The 26,125-nt window shown below is 65.9% G+C and carries 14 protein-coding genes; 10 read left to right on the forward strand and 4 right to left on the reverse strand.

Annotated elements, in window-relative coordinates; all coding sequences use genetic code 11:
• Positions 1–13: 13 nt before the first annotated feature.
• Genes ABWP89_RS12425 through ABWP89_RS12435 form a run of 3 tightly spaced genes read left to right on the forward strand, consistent with a single transcriptional unit; the run spans position 14 to position 13,643 of the window.
• Positions 14–9,643, forward strand: a complete 9,630-nt coding sequence (locus ABWP89_RS12425) for a filamentous hemagglutinin N-terminal domain-containing protein (RefSeq protein ID WP_353229621.1) — start codon at positions 14–16, stop codon at positions 9,641–9,643.
• Positions 9,643–12,756, forward strand: a complete 3,114-nt coding sequence (locus ABWP89_RS12430; RefSeq protein ID WP_353229623.1) for a CHAT domain-containing protein — start codon at positions 9,643–9,645, stop codon at positions 12,754–12,756. Before ABWP89_RS12425 ends, ABWP89_RS12430 begins: the two co-directional genes overlap by 1 nt.
• Before the next feature lie 26 nt (positions 12,757–12,782).
• Complete coding sequence (locus ABWP89_RS12435) at positions 12,783–13,643, forward strand: CPBP family intramembrane glutamic endopeptidase (RefSeq protein ID WP_353229624.1); 861 nt, start codon at positions 12,783–12,785, stop codon at positions 13,641–13,643.
• 26 nt (positions 13,644–13,669) lie between these two features.
• On the opposite strand, the gene ABWP89_RS12440 is transcribed toward ABWP89_RS12435, so the two are convergent.
• Together ABWP89_RS12440 and ABWP89_RS12445 are read right to left on the reverse strand one after the other, a co-directional pair.
• On the reverse strand, positions 13,670–14,167 hold the full coding sequence (locus tag ABWP89_RS12440; protein WP_353229625.1) for a hypothetical protein: 498 nt from the start codon (positions 14,165–14,167) through the stop codon (positions 13,670–13,672).
• Positions 14,168–14,423: 256 nt separating this feature from the next.
• The gene (locus ABWP89_RS12445) at positions 14,424–15,788 is read right to left on the reverse strand and encodes a M23 family metallopeptidase (RefSeq protein WP_353229626.1); all 1,365 of its coding nucleotides are present in this window, start codon (positions 15,786–15,788) and stop codon (positions 14,424–14,426) included.
• 107 nt (positions 15,789–15,895) lie between these two features.
• Between ABWP89_RS12445 and ABWP89_RS12450 the strand changes: the two genes are divergently transcribed.
• Together ABWP89_RS12450 and ABWP89_RS12455 are read left to right on the forward strand one after the other, a co-directional pair.
• On the forward strand, positions 15,896–16,741 hold the full coding sequence (locus tag ABWP89_RS12450; protein ID WP_353229668.1) for a PP2C family protein-serine/threonine phosphatase: 846 nt from the start codon (positions 15,896–15,898) through the stop codon (positions 16,739–16,741).
• Entirely contained in the window at positions 16,738–18,813 is a 2,076-nt protein-coding gene (locus ABWP89_RS12455; protein ID WP_353229627.1) for a serine/threonine-protein kinase, read from the forward strand. Before ABWP89_RS12450 ends, ABWP89_RS12455 begins: the two co-directional genes overlap by 4 nt.
• An 8-nt stretch (positions 18,814–18,821) precedes the next feature.
• Here ABWP89_RS12455 and ABWP89_RS12460 read toward each other — a convergent pair whose 3' ends face one another.
• Positions 18,822–19,703: a type VI secretion system-associated FHA domain protein gene (locus tag ABWP89_RS12460; protein ID WP_353229629.1), complete on the reverse strand. Its 882-nt coding sequence runs from the start codon at positions 19,701–19,703 to the stop codon at positions 18,822–18,824.
• A 168-nt stretch (positions 19,704–19,871) separates the two neighbouring features.
• Here ABWP89_RS12460 and ABWP89_RS12465 point away from each other — a divergent pair, with 168 nt between their 5' ends.
• Positions 19,872–21,284, forward strand: coding sequence for a methyltransferase domain-containing protein (locus ABWP89_RS12465; protein WP_353229631.1), 1,413 nt, complete (start codon positions 19,872–19,874; stop codon positions 21,282–21,284).
• A 325-nt stretch (positions 21,285–21,609) separates the two neighbouring features.
• Entirely contained in the window at positions 21,610–22,290 is a 681-nt protein-coding gene (locus ABWP89_RS12470; protein WP_353229633.1) for an OmpA family protein, read from the forward strand.
• 20 nt (positions 22,291–22,310) lie between these two features.
• Here ABWP89_RS12470 and ABWP89_RS12475 read toward each other — a convergent pair whose 3' ends face one another.
• Entirely contained in the window at positions 22,311–22,601 is a 291-nt protein-coding gene (locus ABWP89_RS12475) for a PAAR domain-containing protein (protein ID WP_353229634.1), read from the reverse strand.
• A 276-nt stretch (positions 22,602–22,877) separates the two neighbouring features.
• On the opposite strand from ABWP89_RS12475, the gene ABWP89_RS12480 reads away from it, so the two are divergent.
• The 3 genes from ABWP89_RS12480 to tssC all read left to right on the forward strand — a co-directional run bounded on the left by ABWP89_RS12480 (position 22,878) and on the right by tssC (position 26,105).
• Positions 22,878–24,005, forward strand: coding sequence for a type VI secretion system protein TssA (locus ABWP89_RS12480; RefSeq protein WP_353229635.1), 1,128 nt, complete (start codon positions 22,878–22,880; stop codon positions 24,003–24,005).
• Between the two features lie 80 nt (positions 24,006–24,085).
• Complete coding sequence (gene tssB / locus ABWP89_RS12485) at positions 24,086–24,601, forward strand: type VI secretion system contractile sheath small subunit (protein WP_353229636.1); 516 nt, start codon at positions 24,086–24,088, stop codon at positions 24,599–24,601.
• Between the two features lie 4 nt (positions 24,602–24,605).
• On the forward strand, positions 24,606–26,105 hold the full coding sequence (tssC, locus tag ABWP89_RS12490) for a type VI secretion system contractile sheath large subunit (RefSeq protein ID WP_353229638.1): 1,500 nt from the start codon (positions 24,606–24,608) through the stop codon (positions 26,103–26,105).
• Positions 26,106–26,125 lie beyond the last annotated feature (20 nt).

A 26,125-nucleotide genomic window follows, 5' to 3' on the forward strand; every position in this document is an offset into this window, starting at 1 on the left:
TGGGGTCCCCCGCATGACTGCCTCTGCAACATCGCATCCCGGTTCGCCCAGCACCGCGTCCCGTACCAAGGGGCGCAGCGCCCTGCGCATCGGCACGGCGCTGGCCGGCATGCTGGCCGCGACGGCGGCATCGGCCTCTACCATGCCAACGGGCGGGGCCTTTGCGGTGGGAGCCGGAACGCTCACACCGGGCGGCGGCGGCACCTTTACCGGCGTTACCACGGCGGCGGGCGGGGTTGTCACCTGGACCACGTTCGACGTTCCCACCGGCAATACCTTTACCTTCTCTGGTTGCGTCAGCTGCACCGTGCTGAACCGCGTCACCACTGCGGCCGCGTCCACCATCGATGGCACGATCACCGCGAACGGCGTCAACGTGTGGCTGGTCAACGGGGCCGGCATTACCTTCAGCAGCACGGGCAAGTTCAACGGCGGTAGCCTGGTGCTGTCGACGCTGCAGGACAACGTCACGACGTTGGCGCAGTTGAATGGCACCGCGGCGAGCGAATTTACCACCGCCAACGGCCTGCTGGCGATGAATGGCACGATCACTTCGACCGGGTCAGTGCTGCTGGTCGGCAAAACCGTTAGCGTGGGTGCTGGCGCGGGTGACCGGATCGCCGCGACCGGCGGCAGTACGCCGGCTTCAAATCCGGTGGTGATGATCGCCGCGTCGGACGTGGCCTTTCCTTCGGGCCCGGGCAGCCCGCTGTCCTATCTGATCAAAAGCGGCACGGCCGTCGCCGCCAACCAACTGACCGTCAGTGGTGCGATCAAGGGCAGCTCGGTGGTGATCGGGGCGATGTCGCCCTCGGTCGCCAACACCGCACTGCTGCAGATCGCCAGCACCGGCAGCCTGACCGCGACCGTCGACGGCGGCAAAGTGACGATTTCGACCGACAACAACGCGTCGGCCACGCACGATGGCACCGGCCAGGCGCGCAGCGCGTTTGACCAGATCAATTTTGCCGGCGGTACCGCGGCGCAGACCACCGGCACCAACGGATCGATCGACGTGTTCGGCCCGGCCGTGCTGACCGGCAACACCACACTGATCAGCAGCGGAACCGGCGCCACCACCTTTGCCGGCACGATCGATGGCGGCAAAACGCTGACCGTGACCGGCGATGCAGAATTTGACGGGGTGGTGGGCGGCGCCACCGCGCTGACCTCGACCGACGTGTCGGGCAAGACCAAGATCGCCACCACCGCGATCACCACGACGGGCGCGCAGACCTATACCGGCGCGGTGACGCTCACCGCCAACACCACGCTGACCAGCACCGGCAACGGCGCGGTTGGTTTGGGCGGGGTCACCGGTTCCGGCAAGACGCTGACCGTCGCCGCGGGCACTGGCGCGGTCAACGTAACCGGGCAGGTCGGCACCACCGCGCAACCGCTGGGCGCAGTCAGCCTGACGGGTGGCGCGATTTCGCTGGCTGGCGTCGATTCCTCGGCACTCACATTGACCAACAGCGGCGTGCTGACGCTGGGCGCGGGCAATTACACGATCGGCGCGGTGCCCTATACCTTTGGCGCGGCCACCACCAATGGCACGCTGACACTGGGGCAGGACACATCGTTCGGCGCGCTGACCCTGGCATCGGCGACCACGCTGGATGGCAGCACCGGCAACAAAAAGATTACGCTGGCAGCGGTGGATGCTGCGGTTGACGGCGCGTCCGGCCTGACGGTCAAGACTGGCACCGCGCTGGCGACACTGGGCGGCGCGGTCGGAGGCACGAACAAGCTGGCCTTGCTCGACGTGACCGGGCCAAGCGCGATCAACACCACCACGATCAAGACCACCGGCAATCAGACGTATACCGGCGCGGTGACGCTGGGCGCAAACGCCACGCTGTCCAGCACCGCCAATGGCACGATCACGGTGGGCGCGGTCGCTGGCGCGGGCAAGTCGCTGGATGTGCAGACGGGCTCCACCGGCGCGATCGCGCTCAACGGCGTGACCGGAACCACCGCGCTGACGCTGGCCAATACCAGCCTGACGCTCAACACCGGAACGTACACGATCAACGCCGGTTCGCCGTTCACGTTTGGCGCGGCCACCACCAATGGCACGCTGACCCTGGGCCAGATCACCGCGTTCGGCGCGCTGACGCTCGGTTCGGACACCACGATCAATTCGTCTGCGGGCAATTTCAACCAGATTCTGGGCGCGGTTACCGGCGCCAGCCATGCGCTGGTGGTGAATGCGGGCACCGGGGCGATCGCGCTGAATGGCGTGAACGGCACCAGCGCGCTAACGCTGACGCGCAACCTGTTGACGCTGAATACCGGCACCTATGATGTCGACGGCGGCGCCGCGTTCAATTTTGGCGCAGCCACCACCAACGGCACGCTGACGCTGAAACAGAAAACGACGTTCGGAGCCATCACGCTCGGATCTGATACCACGATTGCCGATCCTTCCGGGTTTGGTACGATCTACAGCTCCATCGACGGTGCGCATGCCTTTGCCGTCAATGCCTTTGGCGCCGCGCTGATCGTGATCGGCGGGCATGTGGGCACGGTCGGCACGCCGCTGACCTCGTTGAAACTGACCGGAACGACCCAGCTGAATGGCGGGTCGGTGTTTACGCAAGGGGTGCAGACCTACACCGGCCAGTTCAATGTTGGTGCCAACACCACGCTCGACAGCAGCGCGGGCAATGGCGACATCGGTTTCAGTTCGGTGCTGCTGGCCTCGATCGCCACGCCACTGTTGACCGTAAAGGCCGGAACCGGCGCGATTAGCGCCGGCGGACAGATTGGCACAATCGCCAACCCCTATGGCGCGGTCAGCCTGACCGGCGGAAAAATCACGCTTGCGGGGGTCGATGCGGGATCGCTGACGCTGACCAACAGCAATACGCTGACGCTGAACGCCGGCAATTACACGATCGGCGCGGCGCCCTATACCTTTGGCGCGGCCACCACCAACGGCACGCTGACTTTGGGCCAGGCGACCACCTTTGGTGCGCTGACGCTTGGTTCGGCGACCACGCTGGATGGTGCGGTGGGCAACCGCGCGGTTACGCTGGATACCGTCGATGGCGCGTTTGGCCTGACGGTGAAGACTGGCACGGCCACTGCGACATTTGGCAATGCGGTGGGCGGATCGGCCAAACTGGCGTCGCTGTCGGTGACCGGGCCCAGCCTGATCAACACCACCGAAATTACCACCAGCGGCGCGCAGACCTATACCGGCGCGGTTACCCTGGGGGCGACCACCACGCTCGACAGCAGCGCGGGCGATGGCCCGATCGATCTGGGCGCGGTTACCGGCGCCGCGTTCGGGCTGACGGTCAATGCCGGCACGGGCACGCTTGCGCTGCACGGCGTGACCGGCACCACCGCGCTGGCGCTGACCGATGGCGGGCTGACGCTCAACACCGGGACGTATACCCCGGCGGGCGGCAGCGCCTATACCTTTGGGCCGGCGACCACCAACGGCACGCTGACCCTGGGCCAGGCCACCACGTTTGGTACGCTGACGCTGGGTTCGGACACCACCATCACCTCGGCCGCGGGCAATTTTGCGCAAACGCTTGGCGCGGTTACCGGCGCCAGCCATGCGCTGGTGCTGAATGCGGGAACCGGCGCGCTCACGCTGAATGGCGTGAACGGCACCAGTGCACTCGGGCTGACCGATGGCGCGCTCACGCTGAATGGCGGGACGTACAATGTCGATGGCGGCGCGGCCTATACCTTTGGTGCGGCGACCACCAATGGTACGCTGACTTTGGGCCAGGCGACCACGTTTGGCGCGATGACGCTGGGGTCCGCCACCACGCTCGATGGCAGCAGCGGCAACCGCGCGGTGACGCTGGGCACGGTCGACGGCCTGTTCGGCCTGACGGTCAAGACCGGCACCGCGACCGCGACGTTTGGCGGCCTGGTCGGCAACCTGGCGAAACTGACCTCGCTGTCGGTGACCGGGCCCAGCCAGATCAACACCACCGCGATCACCACCAGCGGCACGCAGACCTATAGCGGCGCAGTGACGCTGGGGGCGACCACCACGCTCGACAGCAGCGCGGGCAATGCGGCCATCGCGCTGGGCGCGGTTACCGGCGCCGGCAACGGCCTGACCGTAAACGCGGGCACTGGCGCAGTCACGCTGAACGGGGTGACCGGCACCACCGCACTGGCGCTGACCGATGGCGCTTTGACGCTGAATGGCGGCACTTATACGCCGACCGGCGGCGCGGCCTATACCTTTGGCGCGGCCACCACCAATGGCACGCTGACACTGGGGCAGGCGACCACGTTTGGCGCGTTGACGCTCGGGTCGGGCACCACGCTGGACAGCAGTGCCGGCAATTTTGCGCAAACACTGGGCGCGGTAACCGGGGCTGGCAACGGCCTGACAGTTAACGCTGGCACCGGCGCGCTGACCCTGAACGGGGTGACCGGAACCAGCGCGCTGACGCTGACCAATGGCGCGCTGACGCTGAATGGTGGCACGTATACCCCGACCGGCGGCACAGCCTATACGTTCGGCGCGGCGACCACCAATGGCACGCTGACTTTGGGTCAGGCGACCACGTTTGGCGCGCTGACACTCGGGTCGGCCACCACGCTGAATTCGGCGGCGGGCAATTTTGCGCAAACCCTGGGCACCGTTACCGGGGGCGGCAATGCGCTGACGGTGACCACCGGCACCGGCGCGCTGACGCTGAACGGCGTGGCCGGGACAGCCTCGCTGACGCTGACCAATGGCCCGCTGACGCTCAACGCCGGGACTTATGACGTCGATAGCGGCGCGGGCTATACCTTTGGCGCGGCCACCACCAACGGCACGCTGGTGCTGGGCCAGGCGACCACGTTCGGACCGCTGACGCTGGGTTCGGCGACCACGCTGGATGGTACGGTGGGCAACCGCGCGGTCACGCTGGGCACCGTCGATGGCGCGGCTGACCTGACCGTGAAGACGGGCACCGCGACGGCCACGTTTGGTGGTGCCGTCGGCGGGACGACCAGGCTGACCGCGCTGACGGTGGCTGGCCCGGCGGCGATCAATACGGCATCGATCAAGACCAGCGGCGCTCAGGATTACAAGGGCGCAGTCACGCTTGGGTCGGCCACCACGCTCGACAGCACCACCGGCAATGGTGCAATCAGCTTTGAACAGGCGCTGGATGGCGCGTTTGACCTGACGGTAACGGCGGGGACCGGGCAGACCACCTTTGGCGGGGTGGTCGGCGGCGGCACCAGGTTGTCCTCGCTGACGGTCACGGGGACTTCGCTGGTCAAAACCAGCGGCATCAACACCACTGGCGCGCAAAATTATCAGGGCGCGGTCACGCTGGGCGCCACCACTGCGCTCGACAGCAGCGCGGGCAATGGCACCGTCACGCTCAGCCCGGTGACCGGGGCCGGTTTTGGACTGACGGTCAAGGCCGGAACGGGCGCGATCACGCTGAACGGGGTAACTGGCACCAGCGCGCTCATTTTGGCGGACGGCCTGCTGACGCTCAATGCCGGGACGTATACCCCGGCGGGCGGGGCGGCCTATACGTTCGGGGCGGCGACCACCAATGGCACGCTGGCTTTGGGCCAGGCGACCACGTTCGGGCCGCTGACGCTGGGTTCGGCGACCACGCTGAACAGCAGCGCGGGCAATTTTGCGCAAACGCTGGGCGCGGTCACCGGGGGCGGGTTCGGCCTGACGGTCAACGCCGGGTCCGGCGCGGTCACGCTGAACGGGGTAAACGGCACCAGTTCGCTTGTGCTGACCGATGGCGCGCTGACGCTTGATACCGGCATCTACAACGTCGATGGCGGCGCGCCCTATACGTTCGGGGCGGCGACCACCAATGGCACGCTGACCTTGGGCCAGGCGACCACGTTTGGCGCGCTGACGCTGGGTTCGGCGACCACGCTCGACAGCAGCGCCGGCAATTTTGCAGCTGTGCTGGGTGCGGTTACGGGCGCCGGCAACGCACTGACGGTCAAGGCCGGGACGGGCGCGATCACGCTGAACGGGGTGACCGGCACCAGCGCGCTGACTTTGGCGAATGGCCTGCTGACGCTCAACGCCGGCACGTATACCCCGGCGGGCGGGGCGGCCTATACGTTCGGGGCGGCGACCACCAATGGCACGCTGACCCTGGGCCAGGCGACCACGTTTGGCGCCATGACGCTGGGGTCGGACACCACGCTGAACAGCAGTGCCGGCAACTTTGCGCAAACACTGGGCGCGGTCACCGGCGCCGGCAACGCGCTGACGGTCAATGCCGGCACCGGCGCGGTCACGCTGAACGGCGTGAACGGCACCAGTTCGCTGGTGCTGACCGATGGCGCGCTGACGCTCGATACCGGTATTTACAACGTCGATGGCGGCGCGGCCTATACGTTCGGGGCGGCGACCACCAATGGCACGCTGACCTTGGGCCAGGCGACCACGTTTGGCGCGGCTACGCTGGGTTCGGCGACCACGCTCGACAGCAGCGCGGGCAATTTTGCGACTGTGCTGGGCGCGGTCACCGGCGCGGGCAACGCGCTGTCGGTCAACGCCGGGACCGGCGCAATCACGCTGAACGGGGTAACCGGGACCAGCGCGCTGACTTTGGCCAACGGCCTGTTGACGCTCAACGCCGGGACCTATGATGTCGATGGCGGCGCGGCCTATACGTTTGGTGCGGCGACCACCAATGGCACGCTGACGCTGGGCCAGGCGACCACGTTTGGTGCCATGACGCTGGGGTCGGACACCACGCTGGACGGCGCGGTGGGCAACCGCGCGGTCACGCTGGGCACGGTCGATGGCGCCAATGCGCTGGTGGTCAAAACCGGCACCAGCCTGGCCACGTTCAACGGCGTGGTCGGCGGCGCAACGAAACTGGCCTCGCTGACGGTGAACGGCCCGGCCTCGATCGGCACAGCCGCAATTTCCACCACCGGGGCGCAGGATTACCAGGGCGCGGTCATGCTGGGCGTGACCACCACGCTGGACAGCAGCGCGGGCAATTCTGCGATCAGCTTTGCCCAGACGCTGGATGGGCCTGGCGGGCTGACCGCAAAGGCGGGGACCGGGTTGACCACGTTTGGCGGCGGCGTCGGCGCGACCACGCGGCTGGCCGCGCTGACCGTGACCGGCGCGAGCGCGATCAACGGCGGCGGCGTGGTGACCACCGGCGCGCAAAGCTACCAGGGCGCGGTCACGCTGGGTGCGGCCACCACGCTGGACAGCAGCACGGGCAACGGCACGATCGGCTTTGACAGCACCATCGACGGCGCCTTTGCGCTGACCGCCAAGGCGGGCACCGGGCTGACCACGTTTGGCGGCGCGGTTGGCAGCGGCACCAAGCTGGCGTCGCTGACGGTGACGGGCAGCAGCGCGATCAACACCGCGGCGATCACCACCACCGGGGCGCAGGATTACCAGGGCGCGGTCACGCTGGGCGTGACCGCCACGCTCGACAGCAGCGCGGGCAATGGCGCGATCAGCTTTGATCAGGCGCTCGATGGCGGGTTTGGCCTGACCACCAAGGCGGGCACCGGGCTGACCACGTTTGGCGGCGCGGTTGGCGCTGGCACCAAACTGTCGGCACTGACCGTGACTGGCACATCCGCGATCAATGGCGGCAGCGTGGCGACCACCGGTGCGCAGGATTATCAGGGCGCGGTCACACTGGGTGCGACCACCACCATCAACAGCAGCGCCGGCAACGGCGCGGTCACCTTTGCCCAGACGCTGGATGGCGCGCACGTTCTGACCGTGAACGCGGGCACCGGGCTGACCACGTTTGGCGGCGCGGTCGGCGGCCTGACCAAACTGACCACGCTGACGGTGACGGGCGCGAGCGCAATCAACGGCGGCAGCGTGGCGACCACCGGCGCACAAAGCTATCAGGGCCCGGTCACGCTGGGCGCTGCCACCACGCTGGACAGCAGCGCGGGCAATGGCGACATCGGCTTTGGCAGCACCATCGACGGCGGCTTTGCGCTGACGGCCAAGGCGGGCACCGGGCTGACCACGTTTGGCGGCACCGTTGGCGGCGGCACCAAACTGGCAGCGCTGACGGTGACGGGCGCCAGCAAGATCAACACCGCGGGCATTTCCACCACCGGGGCGCAAAATTACCAGGGTGCGACCACGCTGGTGACCGCAGCGACGCTGACCGGATCGACGATGACGTTCGGGTCGACGCTTGACGGCGCATTCGGCCTGACCGTGCAGGGCAACGGGGTGTTTGGCGGCGTGGTTGGCGGGACCAGTGCGCTGGGCGCGCTGACGGTAACCGGCACCGGCCAGATCAACACCACTGGCGTGACCACCACTGGCGCACAAAACTGGCAGGGCGCGGTCACGCTGGGGTCGGCCAGCACGCTGACCACCGGCAACGATGCCACGTTTGGCTCGACCATCGATGGCGCCCAGGCGCTGACCATCAAGGCCGCAGCGGGCAAAGCCAATTTCAACGGCGTGGTCGGCGGGGCCACCCCGCTGACCAGCCTGTCGGTGACCGCGACCGGCGCGGGCATCAATGCCGCGATCAACGCCGGCGCGATCAGCCTGATCGATTCAGGCGCGGCGGGATCAAGCCTGTGGCTGGGCGATCTGTCGCCGTTTGGCGCAGCGGGAACGCCGGCGGCCAGCGATTTTGTGCTGTCAAAGGCCGCCATCGCCAACCTGCAAGCAACCGGCGCGCTGACGCTTGACGCATCGCAGGTCAACAAACCCAATGTGATCACCGGCAATTTCACGATTGCCGGATCGGTCAAGACCATGGACATCTATGGCCTGAACAGCATGTTCGTGTGGGGCAAGATCGACGCCATCGGCACTGGCCTGACCGGGCTGGAAATCGGCGGCGATGGCACCGCGGCCAGCGTGGCCAAACAGCTGACCGTGATCGCCACCCCTGGCACACTGGTCGGCGGGGTGCCGACGATCAACGGCGGCGCGATTGCCACGCCCAGCGCGGCGCTGTCGCTAAAGGCAGATGCCATCGCGGTGGGCCAGGACCTGGGTTTCCTCAGCCTGCTGGGGATGAAACCGGGTGGCACGATTTCGTCGGTGCAGGCGCAAGGGATGATCAACAACCCCGCCAGCTCGCTCTATTCATCGATAGTGGGCGGCGGAGCGCGCTATGTCGCCACCGATATCATCGTGGCCAAGAGCATGGCGGTGCGGTTCACCAATTTTGCGCTGTTCCAGAATACTGCGGTGCAGGGGCAGAATTCGGGGATCACGCTGTCAACCAGCCTGCTACCGTCAACCCCGGCGCTGACGGTGTTCGGCGGCGGGACGACCAACACCGATCCGTTTGCGGTGTTCGGCACGATCAACGGGGTCGGCGGCATTCCGACCGCGCTGCTGGGTGGCGCGGTGATCACCGCCACCAACATTTCGGTGCCGGTGTCGCGCATCAACGGGTGCGTAATCGGGTCGAGCGCGGGGTGCATCACCGCCGCCGCGCTGTCGACCACGTTGCAGGCGGTCGATCCGTCGCGGGTCACGCTGTTTTACGCCAACACCGATTATGTCGTCGCGTTCGATCCGCTGGTGGGCACCAACAACGAAGCGCTGTTCGACGATTTCGGCAGCCTGGGCGTGGGCGATGTGCGCGAACCGGCACCGGCCTGCAAACCCGATGACAAGACTTGCCCGGAACACCAGAAGGGTGCGCACTGATGAACAAGACCGTCCTTGCCATGCTGTGCGCGACCGCGCTGGGAATGGTGGCGCATCCGGCCTGGGCCAGACCCGATATGGTGGCCGACCACGCCGACCTTGGCCCCAATGGCAAGGGCGATGCCTGCGTCGCAGACCGGTACTGGAACGATCCGGGCGTCAGCGATCCGTTTGCGGTCAGCCTGGCGGTAACCTGCCGCGGTACCACCGCCGGGCGGCATCTGGCCGTCGCGCGCCGGGTGCGTGCCGATCAGGCCGCAGAATTTGAAAAGCTGCTGCAATGCGGCGCGGGGCGTGAATTTGATCTGCCCGGGGTGGGCCAGGTGCAGGCGCGGCGCTGTTATGACAGCCTGCTGGGGCTTGGCACGATTGAAACGCGGGTAAACCGCGGCGGCTTTGTGCTGTCGGTCAGCGCGGTGGCGATCGACCAGGGGCCGGGCGAACAGGCATTGCGGTTGCTGGCCGGCGCGCCGCTGGCCATGGCCGAAGCAGGGCGGGCGCTGCGCGCGACGGTGCAGGCCGACACGCTGGAGGCACCGCAGGGACAGGCTGCGGTGGCAGAGGCCAGCACCCCGGCAACGGATTCGCTCGATCAGGCGCTGCGCTTTATTCGCGCCGGATTGTGCCACGATGCTTCGCGCGTGCTGAGCGAGGCACTAAGCCGGCTGGACAGCGCATCGCCGGTGGAAACCCGGCTGGAACTGTTGCTGCTGGCGGGGCTGGCGGAATCCAACCTCAGCTATTTCGATTCGGCCGAGGCACGCTTCAAACAGGCAGAGGCGCTGCTGCAGGCCAATGCGACGGTATCTGGCGCCGCCATCCTCGATCGCAAACGGCTGGCTTATGTGGCGCTCGACCTGTTGAATCGGCAGGATTTCGACAATGCGATGGGGTCGCTCAACCGGCTGACGCGCACATCGGACAGCAGCCATCCGCTGCTTGATCCGACCGTGCTGGTAGCGCTCAACCAGGCGCCGCGCCGCAAAGGCGCGCGCGCAGTCGACGGGCTGGCGACCACGCCCGATGCCGACACGCTGTCGCAACTGGTGATCGATGCGCAGGCCAATTGGGCGCGCAGCATCGTGCTGCTGGCGCAGGGCAAGCCGGCCGAGGCCTTGACCGTGCTGGGCGGTGCGGATGTCGATATCGCACTGCTGGTCAGCGAACGGGTGTCGCAACAACAGATCCTGTGGCTTATCGCGCGGGTGGAACGCCAGCGCGCGCGGCTGTTGCTGGCCACTGGCAATCCGGCGGCGGCACTGGCGGCGATCGACCGCGCGATCACGGGCTTGCGCCGTGCGCAGCTGAACGGTGAAATCGGCCCGGTGCTGGCCGAGGCACAGTTTGAACGCGCCGCGATCATCGCGCGCGACCCTGGCGGCAAGGACGCGGCGATCGCGCAATTCGGCACGGCGATCAACGAACTGGTCGCGGCCAATGTCCAGGGGCTGGTGCCGCCGGCGTCTGTGGGCGATTATTTTGACCTGCTGATCGCCGATGCCCGTGCCAATCCCGCGGGGACCGCCGCCGACCGGTTTTTCAAGGCGACCCAGGTGATCGCCGATCCGGCCATCGCGCGGCAGTTTATCGAATTGCAATCGCTGGTCGCGTCCAGCCCCGCGCTGGCGTCGAAAAAGCAGGACGAACAGGATCTCGAACGCGAAATTTCGCGGCTGCGGTTCGAAGCGGCAGAGGTGCAGGCCACCGACCCGGCCAAGGCCAAGGCACTGGCCGCGCAGGGCGATACCGCCGAAGAACGACTGTTTCAGCTGCAGGGCGAACTGCAGCGCGATCCGTCGTATGGCGCGGTCAACGATTCCGCAGCATCGATTGCCGATGTGCAAAAAGTGCTGCTGCCGGGTGAGGTGTTTTTCAAACTGACCGCGGTGCGCGACAGCCTGTTCGGCGTGCTGATCGACCACGATGGCCCGGTCATCTACCGCGTCGCCCAGTCGGAAAAGGTGGTTGAAAAGGTGGCCGCGCGGCTGCGCGAATCGATCGATGGCGGCGGGGCAAAGCTCAATTTCTTTGACGTCGGCGCGGCCAATGCGCTGTTTCAGCTGGTGTCCGGGCCGGTGGCGCCGCGGCTGCTGGCGGCGCAGGCGCTGATCGTCGATGGCGGCGGTCCGTTGCAACGTATCCCGGTCGGGGTGCTGGTGTCCGACAAGGCGAGCGTGGCGGCCTATGCCGTGTCGCGCAAGACTGCGCCCTATGATTACAGCAAGGTCGATTTCCTGGCCCGGCACATGCCGGTTTCGGTCGCGCTGTCGCCTCGATCGCTGATCGTGGCGCGCGGGTTGGCACCATCGGCAGCGCCGCAGCCGTTCATGGGCTTTGCCCAGCATGCGCCAGTGCCGCTGACCATGCAGGTCGCCGCCGGGCTGGTTTCGGTCGGCAGCAATTGCAAGGCGGAACGCAGGGAAATTGCCGCACTGACCCGCGCGTTGCAGCCGATCAGCGCCAAGGAGCTGGATCGTGCGGGCGCGGCGCTGGGCCTGTCGCATGTGCCGGCGCTGACCGGCGCGGCGTTTACCGACACTGCCGTGCTGCAGATGACCGACCTCAACCAGTTTCAGGTGCTGCATTTTGCCACGCATGGCCTGACCGAGGGGCAATGGGGGTGCAGCACGTCGCCGCCCGGCCTGGTGACCAGCATGGATGGCGCGCAATCGGCCGCAATCCTGTCGTTTGACAAGATCGCGCGGCTGAAACTTGATGCCAATCTGGTGGTGCTGTCGGCGTGCGACACATCTGCCGGGGTCAGCATCGGGCTGGCCCGCGCCACCGGGCAGGAAGAGGCCGGCGCGTCGCTCGAAGGACTGGTGCGCGCGTTTCTGGCCGCCAACGCCCGCGCGGTGCTGTCAACCTATTGGCCGATTTCGAACGCGGGCGAAAGCGAGGACCTGATGGCCGATTTCTATCGCTCGGCGCGGACCGGCACGATCGGCGATGCGCTGCGCAAGGCCCAGACCGCGATCCTGGCGCAACCGGCCAGTTCGCATCCGTTTTATTGGGGCGCGTTCTTCATCGTCGGCGATTCGCACAAATCCCTGGTCAGCGGCGCGGCACGATCGCAGCTGGGCCTGCAGACGGCAGACGCGGCACGGCCTTGATCGGCGCCGTGGTGAACGGTCCGGTCGTGAATGGGCAGACGGCAGACCCGGCCGGCGCGCGACCCTGGCTGGTGCTGGTCGCCGCGCTGATCGTGGCCACGCTGATCGCCTATGTCGGGCCGATGGGGCTGGCCTTGACGCTGGCGCTGCCGATGGTGGCGGCGCGCGATCCCGCGCTGATCGAAGGCGCGTTCAACCTGATCATTTTTGGCGCGCTGATCATCGCGGCGCTGGTGGCGGCGCGGCTGACCGGCGGGCGGATCATGGCCGGGCTGGCGCCCGTGCTGGCCATGCCGGCCGGGGTCGCCGCCGGGCTGGGCGGGGTGGGCATGGCGCTGGTGCTGTCGGGGCTGGCCGGCGTGGTCCAGCCGGGCGGCGGCGCGCCGTTCAGCGTGGCAGCGTTTGCCGGCGGCACGCTGGTGATGCTGTTTCAGACCGGGGCCGAAGAGGTCTATTTTCGCGGTTGGCTGCAACCCGTGCTGCAACGGTCGTGGGGGGTGTGGCCGGGCATCCTGGCCACGGCGGGGGTGTTTGCGCTGGTGCATTTCGCCTCTGCCATCCGCGATCCACAGGCCCTGCCGGTGCTGATCCTGGCCGGGCTGTGGTTTGGCGTGCTGGCCAGCCGGTCGCGCGGGCTGGTGCTGCCGATCGCCGCGCATTTCGGCTGGAACTGGGGCGAAGGCCTGCTGTGGGGCGCCGCGCCCAACCCGGGGGTCGGCAATTTCGGATCGCTGTACGATTATGATCTGGCGGGCAGCGTGTTGTGGGGCGGCGGTCCCGATGGCCTGGACACCAGCCTGTCATCACTGTTCGCGCTGGCGGCGCTGATCGCGGTCTGTGTGCTGGCGCCGGGGCTGGCCCGCACCGCTGCTCGAACAGCGGTTTGATCCGGTCCGATTCTGCTTCCGCCTCCTCAGGCCTTTTTGAACCCGCGCATCCATTGGTCATCGCACGGGCCATAATTGCTGAGCATATCGGTAACCCACGCGGACAACTGGCCTTCTACGACCAGGCATTCGCCGAAATTCGGATCGAAGGCGAACACCAGGTTGTCCGCCGGACCGGTCGATCCGCGCGCGCTTCGCATCTTTCTGAAAAATGCGATCGTGTGCGCGCCGCCTTCGGCGCCGACGGCACTTCCCTGAAACCAGAAGCTGAAGATGATCCCGCTCACATCGGCTTTGCACAGGCCCTGCAGAAAGGTGCTGTTCGACCAGGCTGAATAGGGAACCAGATCGCGCACAAATGCCAGGCCGCGCCATGCCGCGACACCCTTGTCTGCGGCTTCGGCGCCCTGCCGGTCCCATTCGTTGCCAAAGATCGCCTGCGTGACCATGGCCGCCCCGCCCTTGTTCTTTGCCAGGGCGGTCATGCGTGCAGCGGCCTTCGCCGGATCGGAATCCGCATACATGGCGGCGATCCATTGGAGCGAAAAGTTATGGCAAGCACCGGCGGTTGCCGCAGCATTCGCGGCGCCAGACATAACATCCACTTGCGAAAAAGCGGCGGTTTGATTCAGCAGCGGCATGACAGGGTCCCCCAACCATTGGAATCTTTATTGGCGTGGAATGCCACATCGAACGCAGGACATCCAAGCATTTCTGCAGCATAGGTCCAAAACCATAGGCGAAATTCGAGCGGACTTTTTTGACCGATGTGACAGACTGTTACTGGCTCTGCTGCGCGCGGCTGACATCGACGCGGTCGCGCACCGCTTCAAACGCGAGCAGGTCTTTGCTGTCCAGCGACTTGGTCGCGTTGTTGTCGGTCGGCACCTCCAGCGGGTCGACCTGTTCGCCGTTGATGTGCACTTCATAATGCAGGTGCGGCCCGGTTGATCGGCCGGTGGTGCCGATTTCGCCGATCTGCTGCCCCTGGTTGACGTGCCCGCCTTCGACAATGCCGTCGGCAAAGCGGTTCATGTGCAAGTACAGCGTTTCCCAGCCATTGGTGTGCTTCAGCTTGACGAAATTGCCGTTGGGGCCCTTGGGGCCGGCAAATTCGATCAGCGCCTCCCCCGATGCATAGATCGGCGTGCCGATCGGCGCAGCAAAGTCGATCCCGCCGTGCAGTTTCATAAAGTGCAGCACCGGGTGAAACCGCATGCCGAATTTCGATGTGATGCGCGCACCATCGACCGGCGTGCGCATCAGGCTGTGAACGGTGCTGCGGCCCGATGCATCAAACCAGGCCTCCTGCCCGTTCTGGTCAAAGCGATAGACCGCCGCCGATTTGGTCGCCGTGGTCAGCGAGGCGTAAAGCAGCACCGGCACGCCGACCACTTCGCCAGAGGCGTTGACCGGCTGGGTATAGGCGGCTTCGAACGCGTCGCCCGCGCTGACTTCGGTCTGAAAGTTGAAATCGAACGACAGCGCGCGGGCAAACACCGAAATCAGGCTGTTGGGCATCCCCACCGCCACGGCCGAGGTGTAAAAGCTGTCACCATCCATCGTGCCATGCACCACGAACGAGCGCACCGATACCTGCGCGGCGACCCGCGCGGTGGCCAGCGCGCCATCGGCTCCGCGCCGCACCACCACGCCCGAACTGTCACCGTTCGATGCCTCCAGCCGCACAAACGCCAGTTTGTCGCCATCGTGGCGGAACACCAGCACCGCGCGGACCTGGCCATCGGGTTTCAGCGCGGGCAGCGCGCTGTCGGTCACGCGGCGGGCGGTGTCGGCATCGACGCCATGCCCGGTCAGCATGCCGGCCAGATCGGCGGCGCGCGTCAGGATCAGCGTGTGGCGCACTTCGGCTGGTTCGGCCGGGGTGGCCTGCGCCAGTGGCCCGATACCACCAGCCGCGCCTGCGCCCGACAGCGCCGGGCGCATGGAAATCGCCGCCAGCGCGCCCAGCCCCAGGATGCCGATTGCCGCGCCGATCGCCAATCCGCTGCGCTGGACCGGACCGATCCGGTCCAGCCGGCGGGCGGAAACGGGTCGCGGCGACCATTGTTGTGCCCATACGCGTGGATCGTAGGAATCCACGGTGCCGTCACGCAGCGAATTCTGTGCCGATGTGGATGCCATACATGGCCATGCTAACATCGAATGTGTATTGCTGTCATGATTGAAGATGGGCGCGTGGTGAATAGATCACGGTGCCTGGTGGCGGAGGGGTATAAACCGTGACTTCAATGCGGTATGAATGGCACGCGGCCACCGACGTTGGCGCGGTGCGCCGGATCAACGAAGACAGCTTCTTCACCTCTGAAGAACTGGGGGTGTGGGCGGTTGCCGATGGCATGGGCGGCATGGCGCGCGGCGACTGGGCCTCTGCCCAGGTGGTCGCCTGTTTGAACGCGCTGCGCTGGCAGCCCGATCTGGAAGCGACGATCGAATCGGTGGTGGCCGCGCTGGTCCAGGCCAATACCGCGATCCTGACCGAATCCGAGGCGCACGGCGCGCGCATGGGCACGACCGCGGTGGTGCTGGTGGTGCGCGACGGGCGGTTTGGCGTGGCCTGGGTGGGTGACAGCCGCGCCTATCTGTACCGGCACCGCCAGCTGCACCGGCTTAGCCGCGATCACAGCCAGGTGCAGGAAATGGTCGATAACGGCATCATCACCGCGGCAGAGGCGGAAACCCATCGCATGCGCAACGTGCTGACGCGCGCGGTCGGCGTGCTGCCCGATCTGGCGGTGGATACCATCGTTGATGATCTGGCCGGTGATGACCTGCTGCTGCTGTGCAGCGACGGGCTGCATGGCGTGCTGGGTGAAGGTGAAATGGCCGAAGTGCTGGCGCGTGCCCCGCTGGCAGAGGCGGCGCAGATCCTGATCGCGCGCTGCCACGGTCGCGGCGCGCCCGACAATATCACGCTGGTGACGGTGACCGCCGAAGAGGTCACGCTGGTGCTGCCGGGGAACGGTGCAGGCTCCGGGGGTGCAGGCCCCGGTGGATCAGGCAGCCGGGAAGCCGATACCCAGGACACCGATACCCAGGAATCCGGGCTGGCGCCCGACGCAGGAATTCAACCGTGACAGAAGACGACGATCGCGACGACGCTACCGTGTTCCGCCCGGCGGGTGACCCTGCCGGCCCGGCGGCGCACCCCGCACCACCATCGGCCGCGCCCGATGCGGGCGATGACGGCGCAACCATTTTCGAACCATCAGCCGGTGCACCCGGTACCGCGCCCGGCCCTGGCCAAGGCCCCGGCATTGCGGCGGACTGGGCCAGTGCGCCCCCGCCGCCCCCGCAACAGACTTATGCGCCGCAGCAGACCTTTGCCCCGCAACAGACGTTCGCTCCGCAGCAAACCTTCGCCCCGGGTCAGCCTGCCACCGGGGGCAAGGCCGGCCGCATCGAGGTCGGATCGGTGCTTAACCACATGTTCGAAGTCACGCGGTTCATCGCGCGTGGCGGCATGGGCGAAGTGTTCGAAGGCCGCAACATCATGAGCGACGAAAAGGTCGCCATCAAGGTGATCCTGCCCGCGCTGGCCGCCGATCCCAAAGTCGTGGCGATGTTCCGCAAAGAGGCGCAGGCGCTGCTGAAACTGCAGCATGAGGCGCTGGTGCGTTATGTTGTGCAGGCGCAGGAACCGGTTTTGGGCTGCGAATATATCGTCACCGGGTTCATCGACGGGATGAACCTGTCGGACGGGTTGTCAAGCCTGCAGCCGGGGATCACCGATCTGGTCGCGCTGACCCGGCGCATCGCCTCCGGCCTGAAATGTGCGCACGATCTGGGCGTGGTCCATCGCGACATTTCGCCCGACAACGTGCTGTTGGAAGGCAAGCGGCTGGACCGCGCGCGGGTGATCGATTTCGGCATTGTGAAGGATACCAACCCCGATGCGCACACCATTATCGATGATGGTTTCGCCGGCAAAATGCGTTTTGTCGCGCCCGAACAGCTGGGCGATTTCGATGCCGGGGTGGGCGCGTGGTCCGATGTCTACAGCCTGGGGCTGGTGATTGTCGCGCTGGCCCAGGGCAAGCCGGCCGAGCTGGGCGGGTTGCCGGGCGAAGCAATGAAAAAGCGCCGCAACGGCGTCGATACCAGCGCGGTGCCGCAACCCTTGCGCGGGGTGATCGATCGCATGCTGGTGGCCGACCCGGCCAAGCGCATGCGTTCGATGGATGAAGTGCTGGCCGCGCTCGACCGCATGAAACTGTCGGATGTCCGCAAAAAGGGCGCGGGCGCCGCGGTTTCGCCATCGGCGGGTGGTGGGACCGACACCGGGCCTGGCGGATTGCCGCGCCCGGTGCTGATCGGCGGCGGGATTGCCGGCGGGGTGCTGGTGCTGGCCGGCGCCGCGTGGCTGGCGCTGGGGGGCAAGGCCGCGCCGCCACCGGTGACCGCACCGACGCCGGGCGCTGCCGCGGTGTCGCTGGAATCGGTGCAAGGCGCGGTGACGGCGGCGCTGCCGGCGATCCCCTGTTCGTGGGTCGATGTCACCGCCAGTGCGGCCGGCAGCAGTTTCAACCTGATCGGCAGCGGCGTCGCCAATCAGCCGGAAAAGGTGGAAAGCGGCCTGTTTGGCGCGGTGCGCCAGTCGGGCGCGACGGTCGCCAGTTCGGATTTCTCCAAGGTCGCGCCGATCGAATCGAACTATTGCGGCGTGCTCAACGAATTGCAGAAATTCCGCGCCGATGGTCCGCGCCATCTGGTGTCATCCAGCCAGCAATACGAAATCGGCTATCTGACCAAGGGGTCTGACGCGGGCAAGCTGGGCGCCGAAATCAACGTGGATTTCGATCTGGGCGAATATCCCGGTGACATGGCGGTGTTCGGCATCGAAAATTCGACCACGATCACCCCGATCGCGCTGTCGCGCGCCGATTTTATCAAGAACAGCGAAGCCCTGCCGGGCAACGATCGCCATCGGCTCGATCTGAATGGCACGGTCAATCCGGGCTGGGCGGGGATCGTGATGGTGTCGGGCAATGGCGGATTTACCCCCGACATGCTGAAGGACCTGGGCACCGACCCGGGGCGCACGCGGTTTGAAGCGGCGGCCAAGGCCAACGGCTGGAAATTTCAGATCGCGTGGTACAAATTCGTGAACCAGGAACCGGACGTGGCGCCGCCGCCCGGGGCCAAATAGCGATCGGGCTAACCCTGTTTGTCCGCCACAGCCTTGTAATGGCGGGCAAATTCCTGGGCAAAGGTTTCGACAAAGCCATCGCGCCCGGCAAACGCACGGGCATAGGCCTGCCATGCCGCGGCATCGCCCGACACGCGCTGGCTGATCGCGTCAGGGGCGAAATGGTCGAGCGTGGCCGCAAACGTGCCCTGCCACGCGGCCAGTGCCGCACGCTGGTGCGCATTGATCGCGGCGGCAGCGGCGGCAATGCTGTCCACCGCGCCGGTGCCGGGCTGTGCCAGCAACCGCGCCAGCACCGCTTCGGGCGGTCCGCCCGCCAGCACCGGATTGGTCGCGCTGGCGTCAGGCAATTTCAGATCGCGATGCGCGTTGTGGCGTTCCTGCGCCACACTGCCGAGGCCGGTCAGCGCGGCGCGCACGATCATACCCAATGTGCGCGCGAGCGCCGCATCATCCAGCGCGATGGTGTCGCGCGGCAGGCCGGCGGCCTGCAACAGCGCGTCGATCGCGCGGTCGGCGGGGGCACTGGCCGGGCTGGCGGCAAACGGCATGGCCGTTGCGGCGCTGGCGGTGCCCGCAGCGGGCTGACCCCACGAATCGAGATTTATCCGTGCGCCGCTGGCTGCTGCGGCGGCCGTGACGGCTGCACCGGGCAGCGGTGCGCCGCTTGCCGCGTCGATCCGCACGCCGATCTGGATATCGCCCAGTGCGATCACATCGCCATGGCGCAGCACGTGCGGCCCGCTCAGCCGCTGGCCATTGAGCAGCGTGCCGGTGGTGCTGTGATCGACGATCTGCCAATCCACCCCCTGGCCCGACACCACGCAATGTTTGCGCGATACGAACGGATTGTTGATGCGCAGGCCGGCGTCTTCACCGCGCCCGATCACCAGGGTTCCCGCATCGATGCGGGTCTGGCCGGATGACTGTACCGGACTGCCCGTTGTCTGACGTACTTCTAGACCAAGCATTTTGACCCCACTGCGTGGTTGCATCTCTATGCGGCTGACTGCACCCTTTCACAAGCATATGCGGATCACCGCAAGGGAATACCAACCATGACGCGCGAAACGACCGGTTATGACCAGGTGCTTTATCCGGCGGAGGTCTATGCCGTCAGCGATCCGTCGCGGCTGGCCGCGCTGGCGCGGTTGCACGGGCTGACCGCGCCCGACCCGGCGACCGCGCGGGTGCTGGAAATCGCGGGTGGCGATGGGATCAATATGGTGGCGATGGCGGCGGCCTGGCCGCGCGCACAGTTTGTCAGTTTTGACCTGGCGTCCAGCGCGGTGGAGCGCGGACGGGCGCTGGCGCTGGCCGCCGGGCTGGACAATGTCGAAATTGTCGTGGGGGACGTGCTGGACTGGGCGGCACAGGCGACCGGGCAGTTCGACTATGTGATCGCCCATGGCCTGTATGCCTGGGTGCCGGCGCCGGTGCGCGATGCCACGCTGCGGCTGATCGACCGGGTGCTGGCGGATACCGGCGTTGCATTTATCAGCTATAACGCGCTGCCCGGCGGCTATCTGCGCCAGGCGGTGCGCGCGATGGTGCTGCACCATGTGCGCGATGAGGCCGATCCCGACCGCCGTGTCGCACAGGCGCGCGCACGGCTGGGTGAATTTGTGGTGTCCCGCCCGGGCGACAGCGCCGCGCTGGCCGGCCTGCGCCAGGTGGCAAAACCGATGCTGGCAAAGCCCGCTGGCGTGCTGTTTCATGATGAACTGGCTGATGCTTACGCGCCGCAATTGCTGACCGAAGTGGTCGCGGCGGCGGCCGCGCACGGCCTGGCGTTTCTTAACGATGCCACGCCCAGCATGATTCGCGACGGGCTGCCGGGGCTGGATGTTGCGGAATCGGCGGTGGTCGATATTGCGCAGGCCGATGATTTTGCAGTGCTGGCGTTTTTTCATCAAACGCTGTTCGTGCGACCGGGGCGCACGCCTGCGCGCGGGGTGGTGGCGGGCAATTTTTGCGGAATGCTGGCCACCACCACGCTGCGGCCCGCCGGCCCGGGGCGGTTTTCGGCCGGTGAGGCAACGGTGGAGATCGGCGATCCGCGCTTGTGCGAAATCCTGACACTGATGGGCCGGCTGGCGCCGTGGCGCCTGCCGCTCGACAGCCTGGCCGATTCGCCCGAACATTGTGACGCGCTGATCGAACTGGTGCGCCGCGACGTGGTCGTGCTGCACGCCGCTCAATTGCCGGCGGTGCAACATGCGGGTGAACGGCCGCAGGCAAGCGCGCTGGTGCGCGCCCAGCTGGCACTGGGCAGCACGCGGGTGTTTGCGATCGACCTGACCACGATCGCACTTGGCGAACCCGCGGTGCGCCATTTTGTCGGCCTGCTGGACGGCACGCGCGATCACGCAGCCCTGGCGCGCGATTGGGCCGCCAGCCCGTGGGGCACCGTGATCGATGCCGCAACGGCGGTGGACCAGGTCGCGCGCGGGGGCATGCTGCTGGCCTGACGCCACACGGGTATTTGGGGCCGGTTTTTGGGGCGCGTGTTTTGGCGACGGGCTGGGGTGGCATCGGTTGCCCCGCTGTGGCACGCCGCGCACAGGAATCATTTGCGCTTGCCCGGCAACAGTTTTATTCTGGCGCCATCGGGCGTTGGAATGGCGCGTGGAATGCACCAGATCTTGCCGGTGATTCGGCTGCGGCAGTTTTATTGCGCCGTCAATTTGGTGTGATCTTCGATCATGGCTTGTGATCGGTCTTGTTTGCTGTTGATAGCGCTCCACCGTTGAAAACGCCTTGCGGCAGACCGCAGATTTATAGGGATTTGATGCCATGACAATCCGCAGCCCTGTTTTCGCATCGGCGCTTGTGGCCTCGGCGCTGTTGGTGCCGGTTGCGGCGCTGGCCGCGCCTGCTGCTGCCGCGCCACCGCAAGTGTCCAGCGATCAGCTGGTCTGCGATCTGACCGGCGATTGCGGCGACACCCCTGCCGCACCCACCCAGGACAAGCCGGAAACGCGCGGTTTCAGCATCGTCCATGTCGGATCGGCGCAACAACCGGCTGCTGCCGCGGCGCCGGCGGCGGCGCGCCCCGAACGGCGTACCGCGGCGCGCATGGTGCCGACCGGCGCGCCAGCGGCTCAGCCAGGACGCGCGCGCGCCCCGCGCGGTGAGGTCGGCCATGCCAATCTGGCCATCGCTTTCCTGTCGGGTTCGGCAACACTGACCAGCGCGGGCAAGGTCACCGCCGACCAGTTTGCCAAGGCCTTGCAATCGCCCGCCCTGGCGTCAAAGCGGTTCATGATCGGTGGTCATACCAGTGCGGTCGGATCGCGTCCCTATAACCAGGACCTGTCCGAACGGCGCGCACAGGCGGTGGTGGATTATCTGGTGTCACAGGGCGCCAACCGCACGCAGTTTGATGCCAAGGGCTTTGGCTTTGACAGTCCGATGGCCGGCACCGCGGCGTCGTCGCCGGAAAACCGCCGGGTTGAGGTGGTCGCGCTGCCCTGACGGCACGCGCGCCGCGCGGTTTACCCGCCGACCATCACGGTAAAACACCCCAGCACGATTGAGCCGCCATGGACGGTGGGATCGCCAATGCGTGCTTGCGGCATGCTGCCGGTCAGCACCGTGGTGCTGCCCATCATGATCGAATCCGGCGGGCCGACACAGGTGCACATGTCGGTCGCGCGCGCAGCGGGCAGCATCCCGATCAGTACGTTCGGTTTGCCTGGTGGCAGGATCGGGCCGCCGACGTGCGGCACCACGCCGGTGACCATCGGGCACACGTGCATATCGGAAATGCGGGATGCTGGTGGCATGATCGGGCGTCCTCCTTGCGAAATGGTATCAGATTTGCGCCGGATGGGGGAGTCGGCGCAAAAAAATAGTGGAGGTGGCGCCGTAACCCTGTAGCATGGCGTACCTATTCGTGGCCGGCCGCGGCGCACGGGCATTACCGCAGGCGCGCGCAGCATCGATCGCCGATGGTGCGCAGTGCGGGTTTTGGTGGTGCGTCACGCGTTTCGGTGGATTGATATCGGTGGCGTTGAAGGGTGCAGGTTCAATGGACCTGCTTGTGACATCTGGGGGGCCTCTTGCTGCTTGACGAAGAGATCTGCGCTGCGATCCTGGAACCCATCGACGGTTCGGTCGGGATCGATGGGCGTGAAGATGAAGGCGATGCTGCAGATTTGCTGCGCGAACTGCGTTCGCAGCGAAAGGCGCTGGTGCGGCTGGAGCAGGCCGCAGCGATGGCCGATGATGGCATTTCCCTGCCCGAAGGGGCGTGGGATTGGGAACGGATCGGCGAAAGCGCGATCGAATACCTGACTCGCTATGGCAAAGACCTTGAGGCGATGGCGATCCTGATCGAGGCCACTGCGCGCAGCGATGGCCTTGGCGATATTGCCTCCGCGCTGGAATTGCTGGCCGATCTGGTCGACGCCTTCTGGGACCAGGGGATGTACCCGGCAGAGGATGACGATGACGGCGTGGCCGCACGGTTTCAGCCGCTGTCGGGGTTGAGCGGCGGCAGCCAGGAAAAAGAAGGCGCGCTGATCGGGCCGCTGCGGCGCGTGCGGATCGCTCCCAGCGGATTGCGCCTGATCGACAAAGTACGCGCCGATGTGCTGATGGAGGCGGCGCAATCGCTGACCGACAGTGCCCGCAGCGCCAAAGTCAAAGAGGCGGAAAGCCTGCTGGAAGCGGTGCAGACCGTTGCGCGCACCACCCCGGCATCGGTGCTGACTGCGGCGGCGGCCACGGCCGCACGGATGGAAGCGGCATGGCGGCGCGCGATTGCGGCGATTTCCGAACGGACCAAGCCGCGCTATCCGGCGGCATCGCGGCTTACCGATGATCTGCGCCTGTTGTCGCAATGGCTTGCCGGGTTTGCGCCGGCAGCCGCGCCAGAGGCTGGCGCCGACGATGGCGCAGCCGCCGTCGACAGCGGCGGTGCAACGGGCGCAGAGAGCGCCGCGCCGCAGGGCGGCTTCGTCGCGGGGCGCATCACCCGGCGCGAGGATGCGTTGAAGGCGATCGAGGCGGCGGCCAATTTCTTTCTGATATTCGAACCGCTGTCGCCACTTGGTGCGACATTGCGCGAAGTTGACCGGCGCGCTAGGATGACGATGGATGACTTGTTGGTAGAGCTAATTCCCGACGATTCTTCGCGTAAGGAGTTTTACTGGAGATCGGGCATCAAGCCGCCCGAAAAGGCCTGACAATCTGATTGCCGATTGGTTTTGCTGTTTGCGGGGCGTTATTGTGCGTTCTGCAAATGCCGCTTGGGAGGGGTTTCAACATGGCTGATTCTGTACACGACAAGCTGAAGCGCGTGCGTAAACCGCGGGTGCACATCACCTATGACGTCGAAACCGAAGGCGCGCAGGTGGTCAAGGAACTGCCGTTCGTCGTCGGGGTCATGGGCGACTTTTCGGGCGATAGTGAAATCGCCAAGAAATCGATGAAAGAACGCAAGTTCGTCGATCTGAAAAAAGACAAGTTCGACCAGGTCATGTCGCGGATCGAACCCGGCGTGAAAATGAAGGTCGACAACACCATCGACAAGAACGGCAAGGAGTTCGAGGTCAAGCTCAAGTTCCGCTCGATGGAAGATTTCGAACCGGAAAAGGTGGTCGAACAGGTCGAACCGCTGCGCAAACTGATGGAAACGCGCAATCGGCTGCGCGACCTGATGGCCAAGGCCGACGGTTCGGAACAGTTGGAAAGCCTGCTGGAAAAGATTCTGGCGGATCAGGAAACGCTGGGGACGCTGCAACAGCAGCTCGGCATCAGCGACAAGCCTTCGGCGGAGTAAGACAATGTCAGCAAACGAAACCCAGGCCACTGGTGGCGCCCAGACGACCACCACCGACGCACCGCTCAGCCTGCTGGACGCTGCGATCAGTGTGACCAAGCAGACCGAGCCTTCGCGCGTTGAAGAACTGATGCGCACGCTGGCGCAGGAAGCCACCAGCGGGACCGTGCAGTTCAACAAGAACCTGACGGTCACGCTGCGCGATGCGATTGCCAAGATCGACGCGCAGATTTCCGAACAGTTGTCCGCGATCATGCACAACGACCGGTTCAAGCAGATCGAAGGATCATGGCGCGGGCTGCACTATCTCGTCAAAAACACCGAGATTGGCGAAACGCTGAAGGTGCAGATGCTGAACGTGACCAAGAAAGAGGTCGCCAACGATCTGGCCAAAGCGGTCGATTTCGACCAAAGCCAGCTGTTCAAGAAAGTCTATGAAGACCAGTTCGGTACCGCCGGCGGCATGCCGTTCGGCACGCTTGTCGGCGATTTCTATTTTTCCAAAAGCGCCGACGATATTGAACTGCTGCAGAACATTTCCAATGTGGCAGCGGCCGGTTTCACCCCGTTCATTTCTGCGGCCGATCCCAAATTGTTCGGCATGGACAGCTTTGGCGAACTGTCCAACCCGATGGACCTGAAACAGCAGTTTGAAACCGCCGATTACATCAAGTGGAATTCCTACCGCCAAAGCGAGGATTCGCGCTTTGTCACGCTGACCATGCCGCGCGTGCTGGCCCGCGTGCCCTATGGCAAGGATACCAAGCCGGTCGACGCGTTCGACTTTGAAGAAGCGCCGTTCGACGAAAACGGCGCCCCCAAGGCGATGGATCACGACGATTATTGCTGGATGAATGCATCCTATGCCATGGCCGGGCGGATGACCGATGCCTTTGCCCAATATGGCTGGTGCACGGCGATTCGCGGGGCCGAAGGCGGCGGCATGGTATCAAACCTGCCGACCCACGTGTTCTCATCGGACGATGGCGATCTTGATGCCAAATGCCCGACCGAAATCGGCATCACCGACCGGCGCGAAAAGGAACTGTCCGATCTCGGCTTCCTGCCACTGTGCCATTACAAGAATACCGACTATTCGGTGTTCTTTGGTGCGCAGACCACGCAAAAGCCCAAGAAGTACGACCGTCCCGAAGCCACCGCCAACGCGGCGATTTCGGCACGTCTGCCCTATATCATGGCGACCAGCCGGTTTGCGCACTATCTGAAAGTGATGGCGCGCGACAAGATCGGTTCGTTCATGGAGGCATCGGATTGTGAAACCTGGTTGAACCGGTGGATCACCAACTATGTCGACGCGACCGAAGGTGCCGGCCAGGAAGCACGTGCCAAGCGGCCGTTGCGCGAAGCGCGGATCGAAGTGAAGGAAGTGGCGGGATCGCCCGGTTCCTATTCGGCCGTCGCGCATTTGCGCCCGTGGCTGCAGTTTGAGGAACTGACCACCTCGATGCGGCTGGTGGCGCGCATTCCGACCGCGCAGTCGTGACGACCTGACCGCGCGGGCGG

Origin of the sequence: Novosphingobium sp. (genome assembly GCF_040398825.1) — a bacterium.
In the GTDB taxonomy this organism is placed as follows: Bacteria; Pseudomonadota; Alphaproteobacteria; order Sphingomonadales; family Sphingomonadaceae; genus Novosphingobium.